At 46.1% G+C, this 18877-nt stretch carries 22 protein-coding genes and 3 pseudogenes; 13 read left to right on the forward strand and 12 right to left on the reverse strand.

The genetic code is table 11. The features are described 5' to 3' along the window. Positions 1–405: 405 nt before the first annotated feature. Genes BM122_RS26100 through BM122_RS12485 form a run of 3 tightly spaced genes read right to left on the reverse strand, consistent with a single transcriptional unit; the run spans position 406 to position 2347 of the window. The gene (locus BM122_RS26100) at positions 406–597 is read right to left on the reverse strand and encodes a DUF4113 domain-containing protein (protein WP_083398480.1); all 192 of its coding nucleotides are present in this window, start codon (positions 595–597) and stop codon (positions 406–408) included. A 30-nt stretch (positions 598–627) separates the two neighbouring features. Then, the gene (locus tag BM122_RS12480; protein ID WP_074905859.1) at positions 628–2064 is read right to left on the reverse strand and encodes a tyrosinase family protein; all 1437 of its coding nucleotides are present in this window, start codon (positions 2062–2064) and stop codon (positions 628–630) included. A 1-nt stretch (position 2065) separates the two neighbouring features. Continuing rightward, entirely contained in the window at positions 2066–2347 is a 282-nt protein-coding gene (locus BM122_RS12485; RefSeq protein WP_074905860.1) for a hypothetical protein, read from the reverse strand. Positions 2348–3003: 656 nt separating this feature from the next. Here BM122_RS12485 and BM122_RS12490 point away from each other — a divergent pair. Continuing rightward, the gene (locus BM122_RS12490) at positions 3004–3219 is read left to right on the forward strand and encodes a hypothetical protein (protein ID WP_074905861.1); all 216 of its coding nucleotides are present in this window, start codon (positions 3004–3006) and stop codon (positions 3217–3219) included. On the opposite strand, the gene BM122_RS12495 is transcribed toward BM122_RS12490, so the two are convergent. Further along, on the reverse strand, positions 3216–3437 hold the full coding sequence (locus BM122_RS12495) for a DUF4113 domain-containing protein (RefSeq protein ID WP_143083431.1): 222 nt from the start codon (positions 3435–3437) through the stop codon (positions 3216–3218). The genes BM122_RS12490 and BM122_RS12495 overlap by 4 nt on opposite strands. Next, positions 3427–3567 (reverse strand): phage protease, encoded by a 141-nt coding sequence (locus tag BM122_RS26105; protein ID WP_371264924.1) that lies wholly within the window; start codon positions 3565–3567, stop codon positions 3427–3429. The genes BM122_RS12495 and BM122_RS26105 overlap by 11 nt, the downstream gene beginning before the upstream one ends. A gap of 388 nt (positions 3568–3955) precedes the next feature. Between BM122_RS26105 and BM122_RS12500 the strand changes: the two genes are divergently transcribed. From BM122_RS12500 to BM122_RS23360, 3 genes are all read left to right on the forward strand, one after another. Next, positions 3956–4336: a hypothetical protein gene (locus BM122_RS12500; protein WP_074905862.1), complete on the forward strand. Its 381-nt coding sequence runs from the start codon at positions 3956–3958 to the stop codon at positions 4334–4336. Positions 4337–4410: 74 nt separating this feature from the next. Next, positions 4411–5097, forward strand: a complete 687-nt coding sequence (locus tag BM122_RS12505; RefSeq protein WP_074905863.1) for a hypothetical protein — start codon at positions 4411–4413, stop codon at positions 5095–5097. A gap of 683 nt (positions 5098–5780) precedes the next feature. Then, entirely contained in the window at positions 5781–5927 is a 147-nt protein-coding gene (locus BM122_RS23360) for a hypothetical protein (protein WP_177198129.1), read from the forward strand. Positions 5928–6329: 402 nt separating this feature from the next. On the opposite strand, the gene BM122_RS12515 is transcribed toward BM122_RS23360, so the two are convergent. Continuing rightward, positions 6330–6761 (reverse strand): hypothetical protein, encoded by a 432-nt coding sequence (locus tag BM122_RS12515; RefSeq protein ID WP_074905865.1) that lies wholly within the window; start codon positions 6759–6761, stop codon positions 6330–6332. Between the two features lie 777 nt (positions 6762–7538). Between BM122_RS12515 and BM122_RS24190 the strand changes: the two genes are divergently transcribed. The 3 genes from BM122_RS24190 (at position 7539) to BM122_RS12525 (ending at position 10538) form a co-directional block, all read left to right on the forward strand. After that, positions 7539–8051 (forward strand): S8 family serine peptidase, encoded by a 513-nt coding sequence (locus BM122_RS24190; protein WP_218152074.1) that lies wholly within the window; start codon positions 7539–7541, stop codon positions 8049–8051. 29 nt (positions 8052–8080) lie between these two features. Beyond that, entirely contained in the window at positions 8081–8932 is an 852-nt protein-coding gene (locus tag BM122_RS24195; protein WP_256212037.1) for a S8 family peptidase, read from the forward strand. Positions 8933–9524: 592 nt separating this feature from the next. Next, positions 9525–10538, forward strand: coding sequence for a spherulation-specific family 4 protein (locus BM122_RS12525; RefSeq protein ID WP_074905866.1), 1014 nt, complete (start codon positions 9525–9527; stop codon positions 10536–10538). Positions 10539–10635: 97 nt separating this feature from the next. Here BM122_RS12525 and BM122_RS23365 read toward each other — a convergent pair whose 3' ends face one another. Continuing rightward, on the reverse strand, positions 10636–10800 hold the full coding sequence (locus tag BM122_RS23365) for a hypothetical protein (protein ID WP_177198130.1): 165 nt from the start codon (positions 10798–10800) through the stop codon (positions 10636–10638). A 475-nt stretch (positions 10801–11275) separates the two neighbouring features. Here BM122_RS23365 and BM122_RS12530 point away from each other — a divergent pair, with 475 nt between their 5' ends. After that, complete coding sequence (locus BM122_RS12530) at positions 11276–12223, forward strand: DUF1152 domain-containing protein (RefSeq protein WP_177198131.1); 948 nt, start codon at positions 11276–11278, stop codon at positions 12221–12223. Between the two features lie 464 nt (positions 12224–12687). Here the strand turns inward: BM122_RS12530 and BM122_RS22465 are convergent, their stop codons facing one another. Beyond that, entirely contained in the window at positions 12688–12888 is a 201-nt protein-coding gene (locus tag BM122_RS22465) for a hypothetical protein (RefSeq protein ID WP_143083432.1), read from the reverse strand. Between the two features lie 263 nt (positions 12889–13151). Between BM122_RS22465 and BM122_RS26110 the strand changes: the two are divergent. Beyond that, positions 13152–13252 (forward strand): annotated as a pseudogene (locus BM122_RS26110) (IS982 family transposase); the annotation flags it as partial. 281 nt (positions 13253–13533) lie between these two features. On the opposite strand, the gene BM122_RS12535 reads toward BM122_RS26110, so the two are convergent. Together BM122_RS12535 and BM122_RS26115 are read right to left on the reverse strand one after the other, a co-directional pair. Next, positions 13534–15468: a bifunctional diguanylate cyclase/phosphodiesterase gene (locus BM122_RS12535; protein WP_074905868.1), complete on the reverse strand. Its 1935-nt coding sequence runs from the start codon at positions 15466–15468 to the stop codon at positions 13534–13536. Between the two features lie 163 nt (positions 15469–15631). Beyond that, positions 15632–15871 carry a DUF1330 domain-containing protein gene (locus BM122_RS26115; RefSeq protein WP_371264922.1) on the reverse strand — a complete coding sequence of 80 codons (240 nt, stop codon included), beginning with the start codon at positions 15869–15871 and terminating at the stop codon, positions 15632–15634. Between BM122_RS26115 and BM122_RS26120 the strand changes: the two genes are divergently transcribed. Further along, entirely contained in the window at positions 15770–15985 is a 216-nt protein-coding gene (locus BM122_RS26120) for an integrase core domain-containing protein (protein ID WP_371264923.1), read from the forward strand. The two genes, BM122_RS26115 and BM122_RS26120, sit on opposite strands and share 102 nt — an antisense overlap. 145 nt (positions 15986–16130) lie before the next feature. On the opposite strand, the gene BM122_RS12545 is transcribed toward BM122_RS26120, so the two are convergent. Next, the gene (locus BM122_RS12545) at positions 16131–16676 is read right to left on the reverse strand and encodes a hypothetical protein (protein WP_074905870.1); all 546 of its coding nucleotides are present in this window, start codon (positions 16674–16676) and stop codon (positions 16131–16133) included. Between the two features lie 230 nt (positions 16677–16906). On the opposite strand from BM122_RS12545, the gene BM122_RS12550 reads away from it, so the two are divergent. The 3 genes and pseudogenes from BM122_RS12550 to BM122_RS12560 all read left to right on the forward strand — a co-directional run bounded on the left by BM122_RS12550 (position 16907) and on the right by BM122_RS12560 (position 18428). Then, positions 16907–17404, forward strand: a complete 498-nt coding sequence (locus tag BM122_RS12550) for a hypothetical protein (protein WP_074905871.1) — start codon at positions 16907–16909, stop codon at positions 17402–17404. Positions 17405–17688: 284 nt separating this feature from the next. Continuing rightward, positions 17689–17838: an IS630 transposase-related protein gene (locus BM122_RS24200; RefSeq protein WP_218152075.1), complete on the forward strand. Its 150-nt coding sequence runs from the start codon at positions 17689–17691 to the stop codon at positions 17836–17838. Between the two features lie 132 nt (positions 17839–17970). Beyond that, positions 17971–18428, forward strand: a pseudogene (locus tag BM122_RS12560) (transposase). Between the two features lie 347 nt (positions 18429–18775). Here the strand turns inward: BM122_RS12560 and BM122_RS25200 are convergent. Beyond that, a pseudogene (locus BM122_RS25200) lies at positions 18776–18877 on the reverse strand (IS200/IS605 family transposase); the annotation flags it as partial.

Genomic DNA, 18877 nt, shown 5'->3' on the forward strand with positions numbered 1-18877 from the left:
TAAACTATATGCTTCTTTGCATCATTCTCTAAAAGATCTTCTACGCATTTTGAGAGGCACTTCAAGAAGCTGCGAACAGCGCGCCGGCCAAAATCGAGGAGGCGATGCGGCGCAAGACGGGGTAGGGGAGCGGCCCGAAGCGGGGTGTCACGCGGGCGCCGGCCGCCCCGGCCCGCCCGCCGGGATTTCCGGGGGAGGGTAGGGCGTAAACTGCCCCTCAGGCGTGCATAGTCGACCGCTGCGGGGCGGTTGCGGGGTGGGGAAGGGGGTAGTCATCCCGTGCACTTTCGGTGACCCGTGGGCGGGCGATAGCGTGGGAACTATTCTGCTTAAACCCAGCGCAACTACGCTTTAGCTCTCGCACTCATCAACAGTGAGCACCGGTCGTGTAACCGATCAGTATGGTTAATGCGCGTTTGCGATCGGCACATCCTGCCACTTCGTAGTGTAACAGGGAGACTTATTTTCCCGCCGCATCGTCCAGGGTTTATTTTTACTCACTGAAAATACCGCTACGATCTCATGTCCGTATCTCTGATTTAACTGTGTAAATAGCGGTGTAAAAAAGGTAATCCCTCGGCTATATCGAGGGATTATTTCAGGCGTCGGATGGGAATTTAGTGATTGTTAGGCAACTACAGCATAGATACGGTTTTCACCGGAGAGGTTCATACCTGAGAAAAGGAACTTGAAATCCAGCCATCCGCCAAAGCCCACGACTACAGGGCTCGAAACATTGCCAGGAGTTCCGGCGTCTCCATAGGATAGTAGCTGTCCGTTCTGATCCACAGCATAGATGCGGTTCTCATCGGAGAGGTTCACGCCAGAGAAAAGGAATTTGAAGTCCAGCCATCCGCCGAAGCCGACGACCACTGGGTTCGAAACATTGCCCGGAGTTCCGGCATCCGCGTAAGAGAGTAATTGGCCAGTCTGGTCTACAGCGTAGATGCGGTTCTCACCAGCAGCGTTCCTACCGGCAAAGAGGAACTTGAAATCCAGCCATCCACCGAAGCCGACGACCATAGGATTCGAAACATTGCCAGGAGTTCCAGCGTCCCCGTAGGACAGCAGTTGACCGTTCTGGTCTACAGCGTAGATACGGTTCTCACCGATGGCTTTTTTCCCAGCGAAGAGAAACTTGAAGTCCTGCCACCCGCCAAAGCCGACGACCATAGGGTTCGAAACATTACCAGGAGTTCCAGCGTCCCCATAGGACAGCAGTTGGCCGCTCTGATCCACAGCGTAGATACGGTTCTCACCGATAGCGTTTTTACCAGCGAAGAGAAACTTGAAGTTCTGCCACCCGCCGAAGCCGACAACTATAGGGTTCGAAACATTGCCAGGAGTTCCAGCGTCCCCGTAGGACAACAATTGACCAGTGTTGAGCTGGTTTTCAAAATCATAGGTATACCCGAGAGCATGATGGTCGAGTACGTCTGCTGGTGTGCGATCTGGCCACTCCATCAGAGGGTCATTTAGACCTAGACCTGCGCCACTCGACATGAAAGGTGCGCCAGGATGTGCGAGTTGCCACCGAGCCCAGAGCATATCGATCCAACAGTGATGGAGATAAAAAGCCGGATCACCGGGTGAGGCGGCACTAGCCATGACACCACCGACCCAGACGTGCGGCCGGTTGTGAATAGGATTTTCCAGCTCTCGCCAGAAGGTATCGTAATTATCACGACCTTGATTCGACTCAACCTCTTGCAGTGTCGACAGGGGACCGGAGCCAAGTGCTCGTCTAAGACCCCATTCTGAATTGAACTGGCCGAGAAAATTATTGTTCCACAATGGACTAGACGGATTACGGTCTACTGTCGAGTCCCAGTAGGGAATCGTAATTTCCGAGTGAAACTTTTGCAGCTCACGTTCAAAGCGGAGGATCATTTCTCGGTGCCAAGGCAGGAAATGTGAGCTCTGATGTATGCCCATAAAAAAGTGCTCAGCGTGTATTCGGGCAAATTCATCAATGAAGCCAGTTGATTTCACATTGAAGAGTGCTTCAATGAAGCGGTCGCGCTCTACATCCGTGAGGCTGCGGTAGTTTTTGCGGATGCCCATATCATTTCCCCTCATTAGCGTCGGACTCGTGCCGGATCATATTGGCCTTGTCCTGGTAATCGATGAACTTTTTCGCTAGGTCCATCAGGTTGTCGCTCCAATCAAAGGCATACTCATGCAAAGCATATGAACCATCAGGCAGCTGGCCGTAGGGAATTGGTTTATTGTCAATAAGCAGCTCGAGTCCACGCTCGCGCTCAACTTCAAGAGCACGTAACTCACCGGTATCGCGTACTCGTAGCTCGATGTGATGCCCCTTATAATCTTGGCGCTCAGGTTCCATATATAAGTTCCTTGTAGTTGGTGAGTACTGACGAATTTAGTCTGTTCTCCAAGAGACAGGGAAGGTCGCAGATAGACTTCCCAATTCCTAATGAAGCTATCTACTGCCGGAGTTATCTCCATAAATATTGGCTGAAGCCAACACCGGTGCGGGCTAATATTCCATATAGCGCCATAGTTAAATCGCCAAAACGATGCTTCAATCAACCTCTCTATAGGGAAAATGACTATACCATTTTAATCTGATCTTATAATCATGCTAAGCAATAACAAAAATAAACACAATAATTAAAATGCATACATTTTTATTGCTGACAAGCGATCATAAATTAAAATAATTCGTACTCAATTGACAGCAAAAATTACTGATTTTCTAGAGCATTTTGCGTTTCAGGCGAAAGACGTTCAGAGTGAAAGTTAGCTTAATCAATCATAAAAAGAGCTGAAAAGACGAGTTTAAAATCCAATTCAAAAAACTGCACAGGTGCTCTAAGTAGCGGGCGATAAGATAAACTTTGGATTCAAGAACTTGAGTGATTGTGCCGAGGAATAGCAGGGATGACTTTCAGAACTTAACCGGGATGCGGGCAATCCTCAATTTCATTAACGAACACCTATTTTTAGCAGATGCACCTGCCGCTTTTCATCGATTCTTGGGTGATTGGGGCACAAACCGGCCCCTCAGTCGCGCATAGTCGGCCGCTGCGGGGCGGTTGCGGGGCAGGCATGGGGGTAGTCATCCCGTGCGCATACGGCGGCCCATGGACGGGTGATAATGTGGGGATTATTCCGCTTAAGCCCAACGCGGCTCCGCTTGAGCTTTCGCGCTTATCAACAGTGAGCACCAGTGATGTAATTGCTCAGTATGGCTAATGCGCGTATGCGACTGGTACTTCTTGCCAATCCGTCGTGTAACAAGGTGACATGCTCTCGCGTTGCATGCTCCAGGATGTGTTGCTTCCTGCAGAAAATACCGACACAGTATTGCGTCCGTATTTTTGATTTAGTGTGCCAATCACATTCATCAGTCTTGCTGATTTGGTGTGATAGCCGTTTTGTGTGGAGAGCAATGTTTGGTGTTCATAGTCCACCCATGTGGTTTACGCAGCTTCTATATTCGGCAATCAAGTCCGCTGCCAAGGCTGCTTTCATAAACCAGTGCGGTGCATCAGAAGGACGACCATCAGTTGAGCGGAATTCACCCGCAGAAAATGACTGGATTTACTAGCCATGTGTTACGGAAATGGCGCACACTGCCAAGCCTAGAAAAAGATTAATTTGTGAGAGTTGTTTTCGATTCATGTCGCCATGGTAATGGCAGCAGGGGCGAGGTTAAGGGGGTATCGTTTCCTCCTTCCTTATAACAGGGAATTAATTGAAATCAAATTAGCATTTCATTGACAAACCGCTCAAATGGAAAACAGAAAGATATGAGATAGTTAGTGTTATCTACATTTCCAGAGCTGTATATTATTCCATTAAGGATGATATACAGTTAGCAAGAATGACAAATTAACCAACTTTGATGATATCAATATCAGAAGTATAGAAGATATATAGAAAATATATAATGATTTGTTAAGCGTTCAAAACAAAACTGGAGAGATAAATGGAGTTAGATGAATTTATAAAATCAGTTATCGTAAAAGTTCTATCAGGGATTAGGCAAGCCCAAGATGAAGAAAAAGTTGGTGCATTTGTTGTCCCCGGTAAAGAAGGGGGCCATGAATATCCAAAAAATGCAAGGGTATCAAGTAGTGCTCGATTGAAATCAACAATTATTGATTTCGATGTGGCAATAACAGTTGAGTCTAGTGATAAAACGGCAGGGGGTGGAGGTCTTAAAATAGCTGGAATTGGCGCAGATATTAAAGGGGAATCAGCGACAAAAGATACAAGAGTTAGCCGAATACAATTTGGTGTCCCAATATTACTACCAGAAAACCAAAGAAATTGGTATGAAGAAATCACTAAGAAAGAAGGTGCTTAACAATCACTTCACTCGACGCAAAAGATGTGCGAGTAAAAAATAACATTATAGTGCCAAGGTACCTGCAAGGAAATATGGATAATCAGATCGAGATTGGAAAGTTCGTAAGCTTACGTAAACAAGAGCTTGGTTCTCGCAATGACGAGCTTATTCAAAGGCTCTGGATATCGAGCCAGTCAATTCATCGGTGGCTCCAATACTGTCAGTACCATTACTTCAATCTAGTGAACTCAACTGAAAGTGTCGATTTAGCTTTAGATCGAATTTCTCAATATCGAAGAAAGGGAGAAAATGTCACAGTACGCTATGTGTATGAAGCTAATATTGTCGCTTTTCTTAATAGCCTGCATGCACTACTCGATTCATTTCCATACCTGCTGAATTTGTTTATTCCGGTATTTCAAAATCCAGACTCAACAAGCATTAAATGGAGCGAAAGCTTTGTGAAGAAGTATGATGGCTATTCTTTCTATGATGAGCTGAGTGATTTTATGCTTGATCCAACCTTTAACAAAGTGAAGGGTTATGTTAATACCACTAAACACAAATATCTAATCAGAATCGCAAATAATTACAAGAATCTGGAGTTTGAGGAGTACCAATTCAAACGCCCTGTGCGTGATCAGAATGGAAAGATTTCTTTTCAAGAGGAATTATTACCGAGACAAGATGCCATAGCATTTGTAGCTGAATGCCATAACTCTTTGATCCCAAGATTTTTCCATCTTTGCGGCAGTGTTCTTGCGTCAAAGGGAAATTAACAGTGGGTATTAACAAATCAGTGCCTTTGGGCAATTCATCAAGATAATACAGAACGAACATAAATCCGCCATGTATCTGTAGCCGCCTAGTTTGAGTTGATATTTGGCGATAGATCACATTCCGGTAACGTTTATTGTCAAACCAAGTCTAAACTTACATCTGCGGCTAACAGCGTGTCGGCCAAGATAAAACGGGCGAAGCGGCGGAAGACGGGGTAGGCGAAAGGCAGGTGCGGCGGGTTATGTGCCTGTCGGCCCCGTCCCGCCCCCGCGGTTTTGGGGAGGGTGGGGCGCAAACTGGCCTTTCGGGCGCGCATAGTGGGCCGCTGCGGGGCGGTCGCGGGGCGGGCATGGGGGTAGTCATCCCGTGCACTTTCGGTGGCCCGTGGATAAGTGATGGCATGGAGATCGTTCTGCATAAGTCCAACGTGAATTCACTTGAGCTCTCGCTCTGGCCAACCGGCGCTATCAATTGGTGGCTGGCTATATCCTTCGACCTCCACTCCACTAATTACTAACTCCAACTCTTCCATCAGGTGGGCCATACAGCGAAGGCGGTATGCATTAGGCTTGCCTGTGTGGTTCTCTCTTCGCAAATATGCCGCATCGATAACTCATATTAAACGTTATCAGATGAGGTGTACAGTATAAAACACTTATCTGACGGGTAACGATACGACGACATGTGCGGGTGTTTTGTCCTGGCATATCCAAATTCCAGCCTGAACGACTGGTATCATGCAGCATTGGTGCCAGAGATCGCGCCAACCACTGATATTCTGGCCATTCGTGACAGTATTGATGGTCGCACACAGCCGATAATGTGCTGAGGATTGGTTTTTTATTGGGCCAAAGGTCAAAAGGCAATTACCTATATAAACTTAAGTTCGAAATAAGGATCACGCCACTACAATAGTAAAAGCTTGAAGGTGTCTGATAATGAGTGAAGGTTTCCTCTCACGAATATTGATGAAACTCTTTTTTAGAATCCCTTCATCATAAGGAGTTCAGATTCCTTTCGCTGCTTTTCTTATCCAGGACTAACATTAAGTTAACGCGCACCTTATCCCGTTGCTTCTGGTTCAGGCAGAAGTAGATGCAAAAAGAAAGCCCCACCGGTTGTGGAGAGTGATAAGGAAGCATTCCGGTGGGGTATTTACTATACTCCTCAATTTGCTCCAGCTTTCATTCCCAAGCAGTGATGGTGAAGAATTAGAGCTGCTGAGATTGCATTATTTAACAATTTGAATCTCTTCTGTGACTTGTGCAGATTCACTCATACTGAAAGAAGGATCGTTAATATATGTTTGAACTTGTACGGCGGCCAAACCCTTATGAAATATTTTTCCAGAGCCTGTCATAAGAATTTGGAATACCTGGGGCGTACCATCGCAGTTCAATGCATCACTAGAAGTAAAATTATAGGCCGAATTGACTTTGTTTCCGGAGCGTTGGACGAGTTGCGCGCTTCCAAACATGTGACTGCCGGGACCAAAAGAAGGATCACAAGTGATCTCAAATGACAACAGAACACCCGCACCATCGGCGACAAGCTCGGCTGGATCTATCACGTTAATGGTGGACGCCGCAGCCGCCAACATAGGAGTTGAAAACATAGATATAGCAAAGGCTAAAACTGAAATCTTATGGATATGCTTGTTCATTGTAATTTCCTTTTTAATTTATACGCTGCACAGAAAAAACTAACAGTCTCTCCTGTCGCTTGATTAATAGATGGGATCAGTTTCTCACTTTTCCCAATCAAGAGTTCATGTTAAATATGCAACATGAATTTATACTAACGGCATATTAATTATTACTCTTGAGCGTGACGGGAAGAATTAGCTAATCTCACTTTTACTGATCTTGAATTAAGCTGTAATGAGAAAGGACAGATACTATCAATTGTCTCAATTTTTGAAGAAATGTGTAATCTGACGTGAGTTCGACATAAGAATCATCACAACACCGCTGGAAGAAACTGAGAAAATTTAATCCAGAACTCACAATTTCGAAACAGCTCCTAAGCCCAACTCGACTATGCTTGAACTTCTATTCGCATCAACCGGTGCCGCCGATCGTGTATCTAGTGATCATCCCGAGGCATTTCTCTTGGCGAGCAATGCCTGAACCACCATCCGGATTGGAGCATTACCCAATGAAGTTTCTTTTTGCCACCCTTGTAATATATGCATGTTTTGTCAGTGGCCAGATGGATAAATGAATGCGGATTATTTTGTGCTGAGGACTTTTGAATTTAATTTAAGTCAGTTTGTGACGTATTTTGAGGTAAGAGCAGAGGCTTATCATTGGGCTTAACAATATTGCACTTTAGTACAATGGCATTTATTCTGAATTCGCTATAAGCTTCATTTCGCCGAATCCATAAGATAGTTATGGTATGACTACGCCGTTTCATTTTTAACTCTAGGGAAACTCGCATGAAGAATATACTGGTATTTTTGTTACTGATCTTATTTCATTCACAGTCACTATCTTCTGCACAGGCAAAGGGAAATGAAAACAACAATCCTGTTGCTTCTAACCAGCCAAATTCTCTACCTGGTGAGCTTTTGGTACAGTTTCGGCCCTCTGCCACAGAGGAGGATGAAGTGCGTGTACTCAGCAAAATTAATGGTGAAGCCTTGGAACACATTCGAACCCAGCCAATGATATCTGAAGGACGCGGTAATTTGGTGTTGGTTCATTACCAGCCAGATTTACCGCAAAATGCTGCTCTTAAAAGTTTAAAAGATGATCCTGCTGTCGAATTTGCTGAGCCGAATTGGGTTTATACCCATCAAGCTACAGCTAACGATACTTACTACACTAATGGCTCACTGTGGGGAATGTATGGTGAGACTACTACTCCCTCAAATGCTTATGGCAGTCAGGCGGGAAAGCTTGGGCAGCGGGCTGTACAGGAAATCATGATGTTTACGTCGGCATTATAGATGAAGGGATTCAACATACTCATCCCGATCTGCAGGCCAACGTATGGACAAACGGCTATGATCCCTCAGATGGTTTAGATAATGATGGCAACGGTTATGTTGACGATATTCATGGCTGGGATTTTAGTAACAATAACAATACCATCTACGATGGTGGCAACCGGGGTAGTTTGGACAAACATGGCACCCATGTCGCTGGCACAATTACTGCTACTGGTGGCAACAGCAAAGGCGTTGCAGGAGTCAACTGGAATGTCACCTATATATCAGCTAAATTCCTGGGCAGGAATGGCGGTACGACAGCGGATGCTGTCAAGGCTATTGACTATATAACTGACTTAAAGACTCGTCATGGGCTGAACATCATTGCAACTAATAATTCCTGGGGCGGCGGCGGTTTCTCGCAAGCATTACTTGATGCGATCAATCGAGGTGGAAATGCAGGGATCTTATTCATTGCCGCAGCAGGAAATGGCGGGTCAGATGGAGTGGGTGATAACAATGACACCACACCCAATTACCCGTCGAACTATCAGTGTACTTCGAATGGCTCATACGACTGTGTGATAGCTGTTGCAGCCATTACCAGTAATGGTTCAAAAGCTTCTTTTTCAAACTATGGAGCAACATCCGTGGATCTCGGCGCTCCAGGATCAGGAGTCTGGTCTACTCTTGCTTATAACACCTATGCATCGTATAGCGGTACCTCCATGGCCACCCCTCACGTGACAGGAGCAGCAGCTCTCTATGCCTCAATGCATTCCGGGGCGGCAGCTTCGGACATCAAAGCTGCCATCCTCAACAATACCATCTCGACAGTTTCACTCTCTAGTACCACTGCGACAGGTGGACGGCTTAATGTGGGTGGGTTCTGCCAATAAAGGAGAGCTTTCCAGGAGATTATCTGAGAATAGAGTTTTTAAATTCCTTTACCTCAAGCTATGAAGGCGTGAGTTAAAAGTTGGCAGCGATGATTTTCAGGGTTCTACCGTGAGAGTAGCAGGTTGGTCTTCCCCGTACACATAGTGGCCGCTGCGGGGTGAGTTGCCGGGTGTGCATGGTTCCAACCCCATCCGGTGTGCTCTGGCGGGCCGTGGAAGGGCAATCTCGTGGAGTTCATTCTGCCTAATCCCAACCCGATTTCGCTTTAGCTCTCACTCTCACCAGCCGGGGCCAACGGCTATGGTAATCCAGAGGCGTTTCTCTCGGCGAGCAAAGCCTGAATCATCATTCCGGATTGAGACGCTATTTCAATGGGACTTTTTGCCGTTGTTCTTTTCCAGGAAGCTATGGATAGGGATCAATCCTAATTGCGCCGATTGGAACAATATCAGAAAACGGTAGCAGTTCTAATTATGCTAGATAACTATCCACCGTCTATCGAAAGTAATTTCCTAAGACTTAAGTACGATATCTATGCATAGGAAGAGGTAAGAAAATAGTGTATATAAGTTCCATTGGGATATATTTGACATGAGCATAAAAGACTTGATTTTCCTTACTGCAGCTTATTTGTCAGTAGCATTCAGCGCGAACATTTATGCCACTAATCTTTTTGTTCCAGCCTATTTCCACCCATCAGATTCCCGGACTCTGGATTACTGGGATGGCCTAGCTGCATCAGCTCAAATAGTACCTACTACAGCAATTCTTAACCCAGACAATGGTTTTGGAACAAGCGTTGACCCTGGCTATGTTACGGCTATTGATCAAGTTCATGCAGCTGGAGGAAAGGTGATTGCATATGTATTTACCAGTTATGGAGATCGCCCACTGATCGACATTGCTATCGAAATTGATAACTACATAGCCTTCTATGCGATTGATGGTTTCTTTATCGATGAGATGGCTTCAGACGGAACGGATGAAAACATCATGTACTACGAGCAAATATATAACTACATCAAGAATAAAAGTAGCCATTACTCAGTAACGGGAGCTCCAGGAGTAGTGCCTGACGAAATTTACTTAAGCAAACCAGTTGCTGATAATTTAGTGGTATTTGAGGATAGCATGAGGAATTACGTAAAATTTAAGCCAGCACAGTGGCAGCAAAATTACCCGAAAGAACGGTTTATTCACATTGTTTATAACGCAACATGGCATCAAATGATACAGGCGTTCAGTCAGACCGGCACAAACTATGTGGGGAGTCTGTACGTAACTGATGATAGTTTTCCCAATCCTTACGACAGTCTTCCGCAGTATAGAGAATTGGAAGTCGAGGTGGCGGCTGTAGCACCTAATAAGGAGCAAAAGATCTTTATTTATGCCGAGCAATTGTTTCCACAATATTTTCCACCTGCAAACGGAGGTAATCAACAGCTAGATGGTTTTATCTACCGCTATTACCCAACCACCAATGCATACATAGGAATCAAGAACGGAGATGTGTTCGTAGTCGGTGATGCCTTTGGCCCAAGCATTGGCCGTATCGATACGATTGAAAATACACTCCAACTTCTGGAAAGCGCAGCGGGTTCCTAAGGTCTGTTCGCCGGAGGAAGGGAGTAGGGCGCAGGTTGTGGCCCACCAGCGCACGCATAGTTGGCCGCTACAGACCCATTTCGGGGCGGGGTGGCTGCTACCCATCATCCGATCCATCGGCTCCACCCTGGGCAATTTTGTGTCGCATCTGCCAGTTTCCCCCGCCAGTGCTCGCCGCCATCGGGTTTCGGCCGATGCTCAGAAGGAGTTCGGTAGGAACTGCCGCAAATCGCTGTTTTATATGAGGGGGGATGCGAGCCATAATGGATGGCTGAGGTTCGGCCCCGGTTCAATTTGTGCGGGGTTGGTCCGGGGCCGGATAAGAAACTACTTTGGATTCTCTGTCTATTTGTAGGTATGAGCGACTGAGTTGCGGAATGTTAATCAGACGGTCACTGGCATGAGTCTGGAATAAGGAGTCATTTTTGCTTTCACATGACGTATTTCTCTCCCTAAGCCTTTGTTACACTCAAAGGCGGTTTTACCCTTAAATTGAGCCATCTGTGGAGATAGCATGAACATGCTATTACAAATCATTTTATCAATTCACAGCTATTATTGACGACTGCCTCAACAAAATCAGTTCTACTTTTAGCGAGCAGATAAAAGCGCTCCTAAACCAAAATTTTCAACTGTATCCAAACTCTACAAATGTGATTGCATGAGGTATAATGCCAAAAGCATGAAACATATAACGCAACTATATAATGCCTTATCATGGCGCAACGGGGATAAACATGACCGTAGTACCGTTTGACCTTCCTGAACAGAGCCGTGTTCTTATGGCTGGCGCTGGCGGCGGATTCGATGTTGTCTGCGGCATGCCCATAGTATTCGAGTTGGCTGCACGCGGACACAAGGTGTTCCTTGCCAACTACTCGTTCACCGACCTCCGCAAGGTTTCTGGAGCCTCATGGCTCATGCCCAACCTGCTGGAAATTGGATCGAATGCGGCCAGCCCGGAGTGGTATTTTCCGGAGCTTTATGTGACTCGCTGGTATGCAAACAGAAACGAAACGCAGAGCATTTTCTGCTTTGACAAGCAGGGAGTCGCCCCAACAGCAGAGGCGTACCAGCACCTGGTTCAGAAGCTCTCCATTGATACGGTGATTTGTGTTGACGGAGGAATTGACGGCCTATTCCGAGGAGATGAGACGGACCTCGGGACGCCATCAATGGACTCTATTTCGGTGCTCGCCACCCACTTGTCAGGCGCGGACAGGCGCTATTATGCCACCACCGCTTTTGGAGTAGAAGGCGCTGAGGGTAAAGTCTCGCACGCACAAGCCCTCCGCAGAATGTCTGAGTTAATTGCTCAGGACGCACACCTGGGAGTCGGAACTGTTATCCGATCCACGCCTACCGGCAAAGCGTTCGTTTCCCTGGTCGAGTATCTCTTCAACCAGATGCCTCCGCAAGGCAAGAGCACAATGGCTTCCTCTCTGCTGGCGGCGATGAACGGCGCTTTTGGTCGCACCCCTGTCAACTACAAAACGGATTATCAACCTCCATGGTTGTCGCCACTTACCACCCTCTTCTGGTACTTCCAGGCTGACGACGTAGCCCGCATGAAACTTTTCTATAACGAAGTGCTCCAGACTACCACAGTTACCGAGGTCAACGCCGCCATCGAGCAGATCCATGGAAAGACAGGCCCTCTACCATTTGAAAGCATCCCGATTTGAGACTTTGAAGATCGTCGCGCCATAACATGTGGTTGAAGCTGTGTGACAGGCAGACCGTGTCTCACATTCGGAAGTCCTGCACCCTGTAGGGTTCGCTTTGCGTTGCATGACGCTGGCACCCAGCTTAACCACGTCGTTAGGCTTCAACGTGAAAAATAGAAGCGGGCTATATTAAAGAGAAAGGCTGTTGGGGAGTACTGCTGGGCATTCATCGCAGACCTGAAGGGCTTCGCAAACGCAAAATTGTTCTTGATGTATTGCGACAGGTTATTCTCGAAACCACATATGTTCAACAAAATATCAAACTCAAACCATAATAAATCAGTTATCTGAGCTATCCAGTTTGAGTTTGGCGAGCCGATTTGCCTGTTCTTCTCCTAGGTTGCGAGAGTTGTGTAGGTGCAGGCTACTACACCAGTGTACGCATAGCTGGCCGCTGTGGAGCCGTTTTCTGGGCTGGCTGGCTACCACCCACTATCCGATCCCCTCGGGCCTCGCTCCGGGCAATTTTGCGTCCCTTCTGCCGGTTTCCCGAACTCAGGCTCGCAGCCATCGGGTTTCGGTGCGATGCTCAGAAAGAGTTCGGTGGGAACCGCCGCAACCCGTGGTTTTACATGAGGGAGGATGGGAGAAGCGCGCCATATGAGTGGCTCAGGTTCGGCCACGGTTCGGTTTGTCCGTGCCGGTTCGGTGCCAGGTAAAAAACTACTTTGGGTTCTTCATCTATTCGTAAGCATATGCGACTGATACCCGGACTGTTAATCCGACGGTCACTGGCTTGAGGACGGGTAAGAAAATTATTAATGTGTAAGCCATTGTTATATAATTATAATTATGTATTACACTGGTGCATGCGCTGAAGTGAGCGTCGGATTTCCAATCTGGCTTCGACATAACATATATTTTCATGCATAGCATCTCATAAACAGAGCATTTCCGTCATCGTGGTCTATTAACTTCATTGTTAATCTAATAGCTGGGCTGGTAGCTTACACCTTTCGCGAGAAGAAACCATCCCTTAATATCTGACTCCCTCAAGCTCTTCCAGTCGTAGTGTAATGATTCTTATGTCGAACTCACGTTACTATACATAGCATCGTCGCGTACCGACAAAGCCGTGGCGCAGCGAATCATCTTGAAGTTCGTGAACTAGCGGGTGCAAGTTTGACTATCGAAGGTAGCTTCAATGCCTGACAGATATCAACAATCGCTTAAAAAGCTTGCGCAATATAGCTAAGAGCAGTACAGTTTTGGAGAGGCAATGTGGATTGATTCATTCAATACACATTGCTAGAACCTCATCTGAAATACTAAGATGACATACGTGCCCATTCATTTTCCCAATTGCTGAATTGTTCTACCGGCATCGGCCTACTTACCAGATAGCCTTGCGCTATATCACACCCCAGCTTTGCCAAGTGATCCCATACAGCCTGACTATCCACCCCTTCCGCTACCACTTCCAAATCAAGATTGTGCCCAATCTCAATGGTCGAATGCACAATCGCAGCTGAGTCGCTGTTTGTCACCATAGGCATGACAAACGACTGATCAATCTTGATTGAATCCACCGGTAACTTTTGCAGATAACTCAGGCTCGAATATCCTGTACCAAAGTCATCAATGAATAACCGGGTACCAAATTTCTTCAATTTTGTTAATGTCTCCAACGCTCCTGCTGGATCTTCCATCAAGGCACTCTCAGTTAATTCAAACTGAATCATCTCCGATCGAATTCCCCAAGTAGAAAACAAGCCCTGTATGCGGTCGATGAGCAGAGGATGGTATAAATCATGCGCGGACAAATTTATCGACAAAGCTTGCTCCAATCCCTCTTCATGCCAGGTATAGCTTTGACGAAAAGCTGCATCGAGCATCCAATTGGTCAACGGAGTCATCAAGCCGGCATGCTCAGCGAGCTTGATGAAATCTATGGTGGAGAGCATGCCATGCACGGGATGCTGCCAGCGTACCAATGCTTCGGCCCCGCATACGCGCCGCGATGCGATATCAACCTTGGGCTGGCAGTACAGCGATAATTCATTTTGTTCAATTGCTTGGCGTAAATCCGCCATTAAGGACAATCGCCGGGTGCATTCCTGCTCTTGTCCTCCGGTATAGAAAGCATAACCGCCTCGGGCAGGGCTGGCTTCATGAGTAGCAACATTGGCACGCCGCAGCAAAACATCCGCCTCGGTGGCATGACCGGGAAAGAGAGCAATGCCTATATTGACGCGAGGATCGACCAGCAGACCTGCTACTTCGATGGGGTCATGCAATACCAGGGTTAGCTGTTGTGCGACCTGCACGGCATAGTCAGCCCCCCCGTTGGGCAAGAGCAAGGCAAATGCGCTGTCTTCGACTCGCGCCAAGGTATCGCTTTTCTTGATAGTACGCGCCAAGCGTTGAGCGAGTTGTTGCAGCAATTGATCGCCCGCGTCATAACCCAAGATTTGATTGATTTCACGAAAGCGGCCAATGTTCAGGTGCAAGAGAGCAAGGGCATGATGTTGTTGTTTAGCGGTTTGAATGGCGTCTCGTAAGTGCTCGAGTAAGAGGGTGCGATTGGGTAATTCAGTCAGCGGATCATAATAAGCCAAGCGGGCGATGGTAGCTTCGCATACTAGTTGGCTGATACGCATGCGCAGGTTGGTGATGCCATAGGCCAAGTCATCGGCCAATTCTCCGAGCAACTTCACTTCTTCTTCATCAAAAGCATTGGGTTCAATCGCGCCCATGACCAAGGCACCGAGCACTTCTCCTTCCACCCGCAGGGGAAAAGCGGTAACCGCTGCAAAGCCAAACTTGTTTGCACACTCGCGCATCGAGGCGTAGGCAGGAGTAGCATAGACTGGATCAGTGAGGATGTGCCTACCTATACAGGGTTTACCAGTGCGGATTGCGGTTGCAGCCGCAGTGTGGCCCATTTCTGTATCGGTCCAAGTGTAATGCAGTGCCTCCATAAAGGCGTTGTCTACGCCGATACCTACCATCCAACGCATGCTCTTGTTTTGATCGTGTTCCGCATATACGACGCCTGCCGTGCGGTAGCCACCTTTATCTACAATGACTTGGCACATATCGTGCAGCAATTCTTGCTCGTCCGAGGCGTGCAATAAAGTATGATTGCCGGCACTCAAAGTTCTGAGAGCACGGGTTACACACTCGAATTTCGTCAGCAATTCCTTAGTCGTTAGCGCTGAATCCGGGCTGTCCTCTTTTGACTCATTAGCAGGGTTTTCCATATGTCCTTACCTCGGGGTTCAATGATTCCATTGTAGTCGGTAGGTAGTTTTATCTCCTGCGAATACTGATACGCTGCGGATAAGAAAATTAAACACTCTTTTTGCTAAAGTTGTCAATCAACGAATACTCCGTCGCAGCATTCCATTAAATGGCGGCGCTTAGCTACACCCTTTGATACCTCTTGCTGTTGTACCAGCTCATGGCTACCTTCTTTTCTGGGAGCTTGGCGCTCACGATTCCTTCGATAAAATTTCCTTCCAGGGTCTTGTGCCTCCCGCAAGTAACAAGCACCTCTATTGGATGAATGTTGAGGATTTCACTAATGTGCTTCCGATAGATGAAAGCCTTAATGGAACATTGCGTGATAATATGCTCAACGGAGAAATCTTCCATGGTGTTCATGAGGTGCAAGCTATCATGAACCAGTGGGCTAGTGAGGTAAACACTATCAGGCGGCATAGCGTATTGGGTTATCAACCTCCAGCACTTGAAGCTGGATTCGCTCTTTCATCATAAAATTTACATCCATTCATGCACTGACGTATGATGTAAATACTCTCTCAACAACCGGCACTAAATGGACATTAGTTTACGAAAACGTCAGTTAATCTCATATTCTTAGGGAATTACTGTCGTAGTAATAATCCATTGCTGTTCTCATTCAATCCTCGCTCTCCATAAGCAATTGCATCTCCACTTGATTATCCGTGCTCAGCTCAAAACTTCCCGATTTGTCATTCACGTAGATTTGATAGCATCCCTTCGGTAATCCGTATACATCTAATGGTATAGTAATCGCAAATGGCTCTAAAACTGTAATGCATCCTGTATCGGGTGGAGGAGGGGTCATATTCACTGCGATTTCAAATTGATTGTCTGCATAACGTTTATTGATCGGCCCTAGATGATAACAGGGTGTAGGAAGAAAGCCCGATACCAGCACGTGAACTTGCATTGGAAAACTTTCTAATATTTTGATTTCAATTGCATCAATAATTGCTCGTTGGGCTTCATTTGCATGCAACAGATCCCAACGACCATCAGGCGCAAGCTTAAATTCAGAGTTTTGATATTTCCCTACTTGCTCAGATGTGTCGACTCGAGGTATTTTGAGGATATTATTTTTAAAACTGGGCGCATCTTCTGCCCAAGCATTACTAATATACAGCCCGTAAGACACAACTAGCACTTTTAGATATCCATTCATAATCATTCTCCTAGATATTTTTTGACACTATGTGGAACATCTTATGAGGATTGTAACTGTTATGCTATTAAGACGGCTTGACTCAATTCTTTTTCACATAGCATGTGATTTGTCTCATAGACTTTTATAGATCGTGCTATTACTATTCGTTTCTCATTTTTAATGGGGGAATTATGTATAGAGTATTGTGGACAAAATCAATTCTATGCTTGTTCCAGGGATTATTATGGATGACAATAAATCCGATCGTTCAAGCAGATGATCAAGTACGGTTTTCAACGAAAAATAATCTATTTACTATTCCCTATGCCATTATTGATCAGCAACAGATTGTTTATGGTGCTGAGATGCAGCTACAATCTAATGGCATTTTTGTGTTAACAAAAATTAGCGAACAGCCATTGCTGCAAGTTGGTTTTGGTGAACCTTTTACTCTAGAAATGGACCAGAGTATTTCTCTCAGGGATACTAATTTTCGATTGAAACTAACCGCTGTAACTGAAGACTCACGCTGTCTTATTGATGCAATTTGTATCAGAGAGGGGTCTGTCAGTATCGTAATTTCGCTCTATCAGGAAGCTAAGCATCTCCATGATTATCAGTTAACAATCGGAGATCAGTTAATAACTGGAACCACAAAGAATGATCATGTCGATACGGAAAATTTTCGTATCAATCTCATGAGTGTTGATATCGCCATCTTCAATGTCTATATCAGCGGATTATAAAGCAACCATCGTTATTACTTCTTTATCAAATAATTGATGGACAGATGAAAGATTTCTTTACACATTTAATCTCTGGGAGTTCAATTCCCCGCCCCTTAGGGGCGAAAGCTGGTTGAAAACCAGCAGAATGAAGAGCGCAGTTATAGCAAATCCCATTATAAATTGACTATAATTCACGGATGACCTATCCGATATCATTTCGCCGTAAGGTATTATCCGTTTGAGAGAAGGAAGAACTTACCCTCGCGCAAGTAGCCAAGCGTTTTTGCGTAGGGGTAGCCAGTTTGACGCGTTGGATCAAAATTCCCGATCCCAGAACAATCCGTAACAAACCTGCAACCAAGATCGACATGAAGATGTTGGCGCAGGATGTCAAGAATTATCCAGACGCGTATCAGTACGAGCGCGCCAAACGGCTTGGCGTCAGCACTTAAGGCGCATCAATTATGCTTTAAGGCGTCTGGGCGTGTCTTATAAAAAAAGCCTGCGTCACCCAAAGGCCAGCGAAGAAGAGCGGTATATCTTCCAGGAAAAAAATTGAAGGTTATAAGCGCGAAGGCCGCGTCATCGTTTACCTTGATGAAAGTGGCTTTGCTCATGATACGCCACGTACGCATGGCTACGCACCTGGGGGTGAGCATTGCCATAGTGTAAAGGATTGGCATGCAACAGGTCGAACCAATGTCATCGGCGCCCTGATCAAAGGGGCGCTCCTGACCGTGGGCCTGTTCACAGCGCATATCAACGCCGACATCTTCCAGCGTGGGTGACGCAGGACCTTATGCCCAAACTCCTGTCTGCTTGCGTGATTGTCATGGACAACGCGACGTTCCACAAACGGCAGGATATCCAAACCACCTTGGCCAATGCCGGGCATATGCTTGAATACTTGCCGTCTTATTCTCCAGACTTCAATGACATTGAGCCAAAATGGGCTCAAGCCAAATCTATTAAAAAAAGGAAGGTTGTTCCATCGAGCAGATCTTTACCGCCTATGCACTTTGAATCATTTCATATAGGATAAGCTACATGTCGATGGTGGTACTCACATTAACGGTGATGCTTGTTATGCCGATCAGGAGGATAGCCTCACCAATTGTAATTCCTAATATTTATACATTACCAAGTTAGCAAAGCTTGTTGCCTATTCCCTTTTTATGACAATACGACACAGACGCTACAAATAGATCTGAATGGTGATAGTGCGACTGATATGGGGATTACGCTGACGGGTGTTATTCCATTTCAAAATCAAAACTGGCTTTGTCAGCTTCATCTTGCCGTATTAGCTAAATTACCTCCGGCAAAGCCGGAGGCTTATTACTGTTAGCCCCTCAAAGGGGCAAGAATTGGAGCCACCTAAAGGTGGCATCACATACCAAGCTTGAGCTGATCATAGTGCTCATCCTCTTTCTCTTGGTGCTGGATATATTCTCTGACCATCTCTTCATCTAATCCTACCGTGGATACAAA

This window comes from Nitrosomonas communis (assembly GCF_900114745.1).
Lineage (GTDB): Bacteria > Pseudomonadota > Gammaproteobacteria > Burkholderiales > Nitrosomonadaceae > Nitrosomonas > Nitrosomonas communis_A.

Coding starts and splice junctions, on each gene's coding strand:
- BM122_RS12480 (WP_074905859.1), bottom strand. CDS start 2,064: ATGGGCATCCGCAAAAACTACCGCAGCCTCACGGATGTAGAGCGCGAC.
- BM122_RS12485 (WP_074905860.1), bottom strand. CDS start 2,347: ATGGAACCTGAGCGCCAAGATTATAAGGGGCATCACATCGAGCTACGA.
- BM122_RS12500 (WP_074905862.1), top strand. CDS start 3,956: ATGGAGTTAGATGAATTTATAAAATCAGTTATCGTAAAAGTTCTATCA.
- BM122_RS12505 (WP_074905863.1), top strand. CDS start 4,411: ATGGATAATCAGATCGAGATTGGAAAGTTCGTAAGCTTACGTAAACAA.
- BM122_RS23360 (WP_177198129.1), top strand. CDS start 5,781: ATGTGCGGGTGTTTTGTCCTGGCATATCCAAATTCCAGCCTGAACGAC.
- BM122_RS12515 (WP_074905865.1), bottom strand. CDS start 6,761: ATGAACAAGCATATCCATAAGATTTCAGTTTTAGCCTTTGCTATATCT.
- BM122_RS24190 (WP_218152074.1), top strand. CDS start 7,539: ATGAAGAATATACTGGTATTTTTGTTACTGATCTTATTTCATTCACAG.
- BM122_RS12525 (WP_074905866.1), top strand. CDS start 9,525: ATGAGCATAAAAGACTTGATTTTCCTTACTGCAGCTTATTTGTCAGTA.
- BM122_RS23365 (WP_177198130.1), bottom strand. CDS start 10,800: ATGGCTCGCATCCCCCCTCATATAAAACAGCGATTTGCGGCAGTTCCT.
- BM122_RS12530 (WP_177198131.1), top strand. CDS start 11,276: ATGACCGTAGTACCGTTTGACCTTCCTGAACAGAGCCGTGTTCTTATG.
- BM122_RS12535 (WP_074905868.1), bottom strand. CDS start 15,468: ATGGAAAACCCTGCTAATGAGTCAAAAGAGGACAGCCCGGATTCAGCG.
- BM122_RS26120 (WP_371264923.1), top strand. CDS start 15,770: ATGAATGTTGAGGATTTCACTAATGTGCTTCCGATAGATGAAAGCCTT.
- BM122_RS26115 (WP_371264922.1), bottom strand. CDS start 15,871: ATGAACACCATGGAAGATTTCTCCGTTGAGCATATTATCACGCAATGT.
- BM122_RS12545 (WP_074905870.1), bottom strand. CDS start 16,676: ATGAATGGATATCTAAAAGTGCTAGTTGTGTCTTACGGGCTGTATATT.
- BM122_RS12550 (WP_074905871.1), top strand. CDS start 16,907: ATGACAATAAATCCGATCGTTCAAGCAGATGATCAAGTACGGTTTTCA.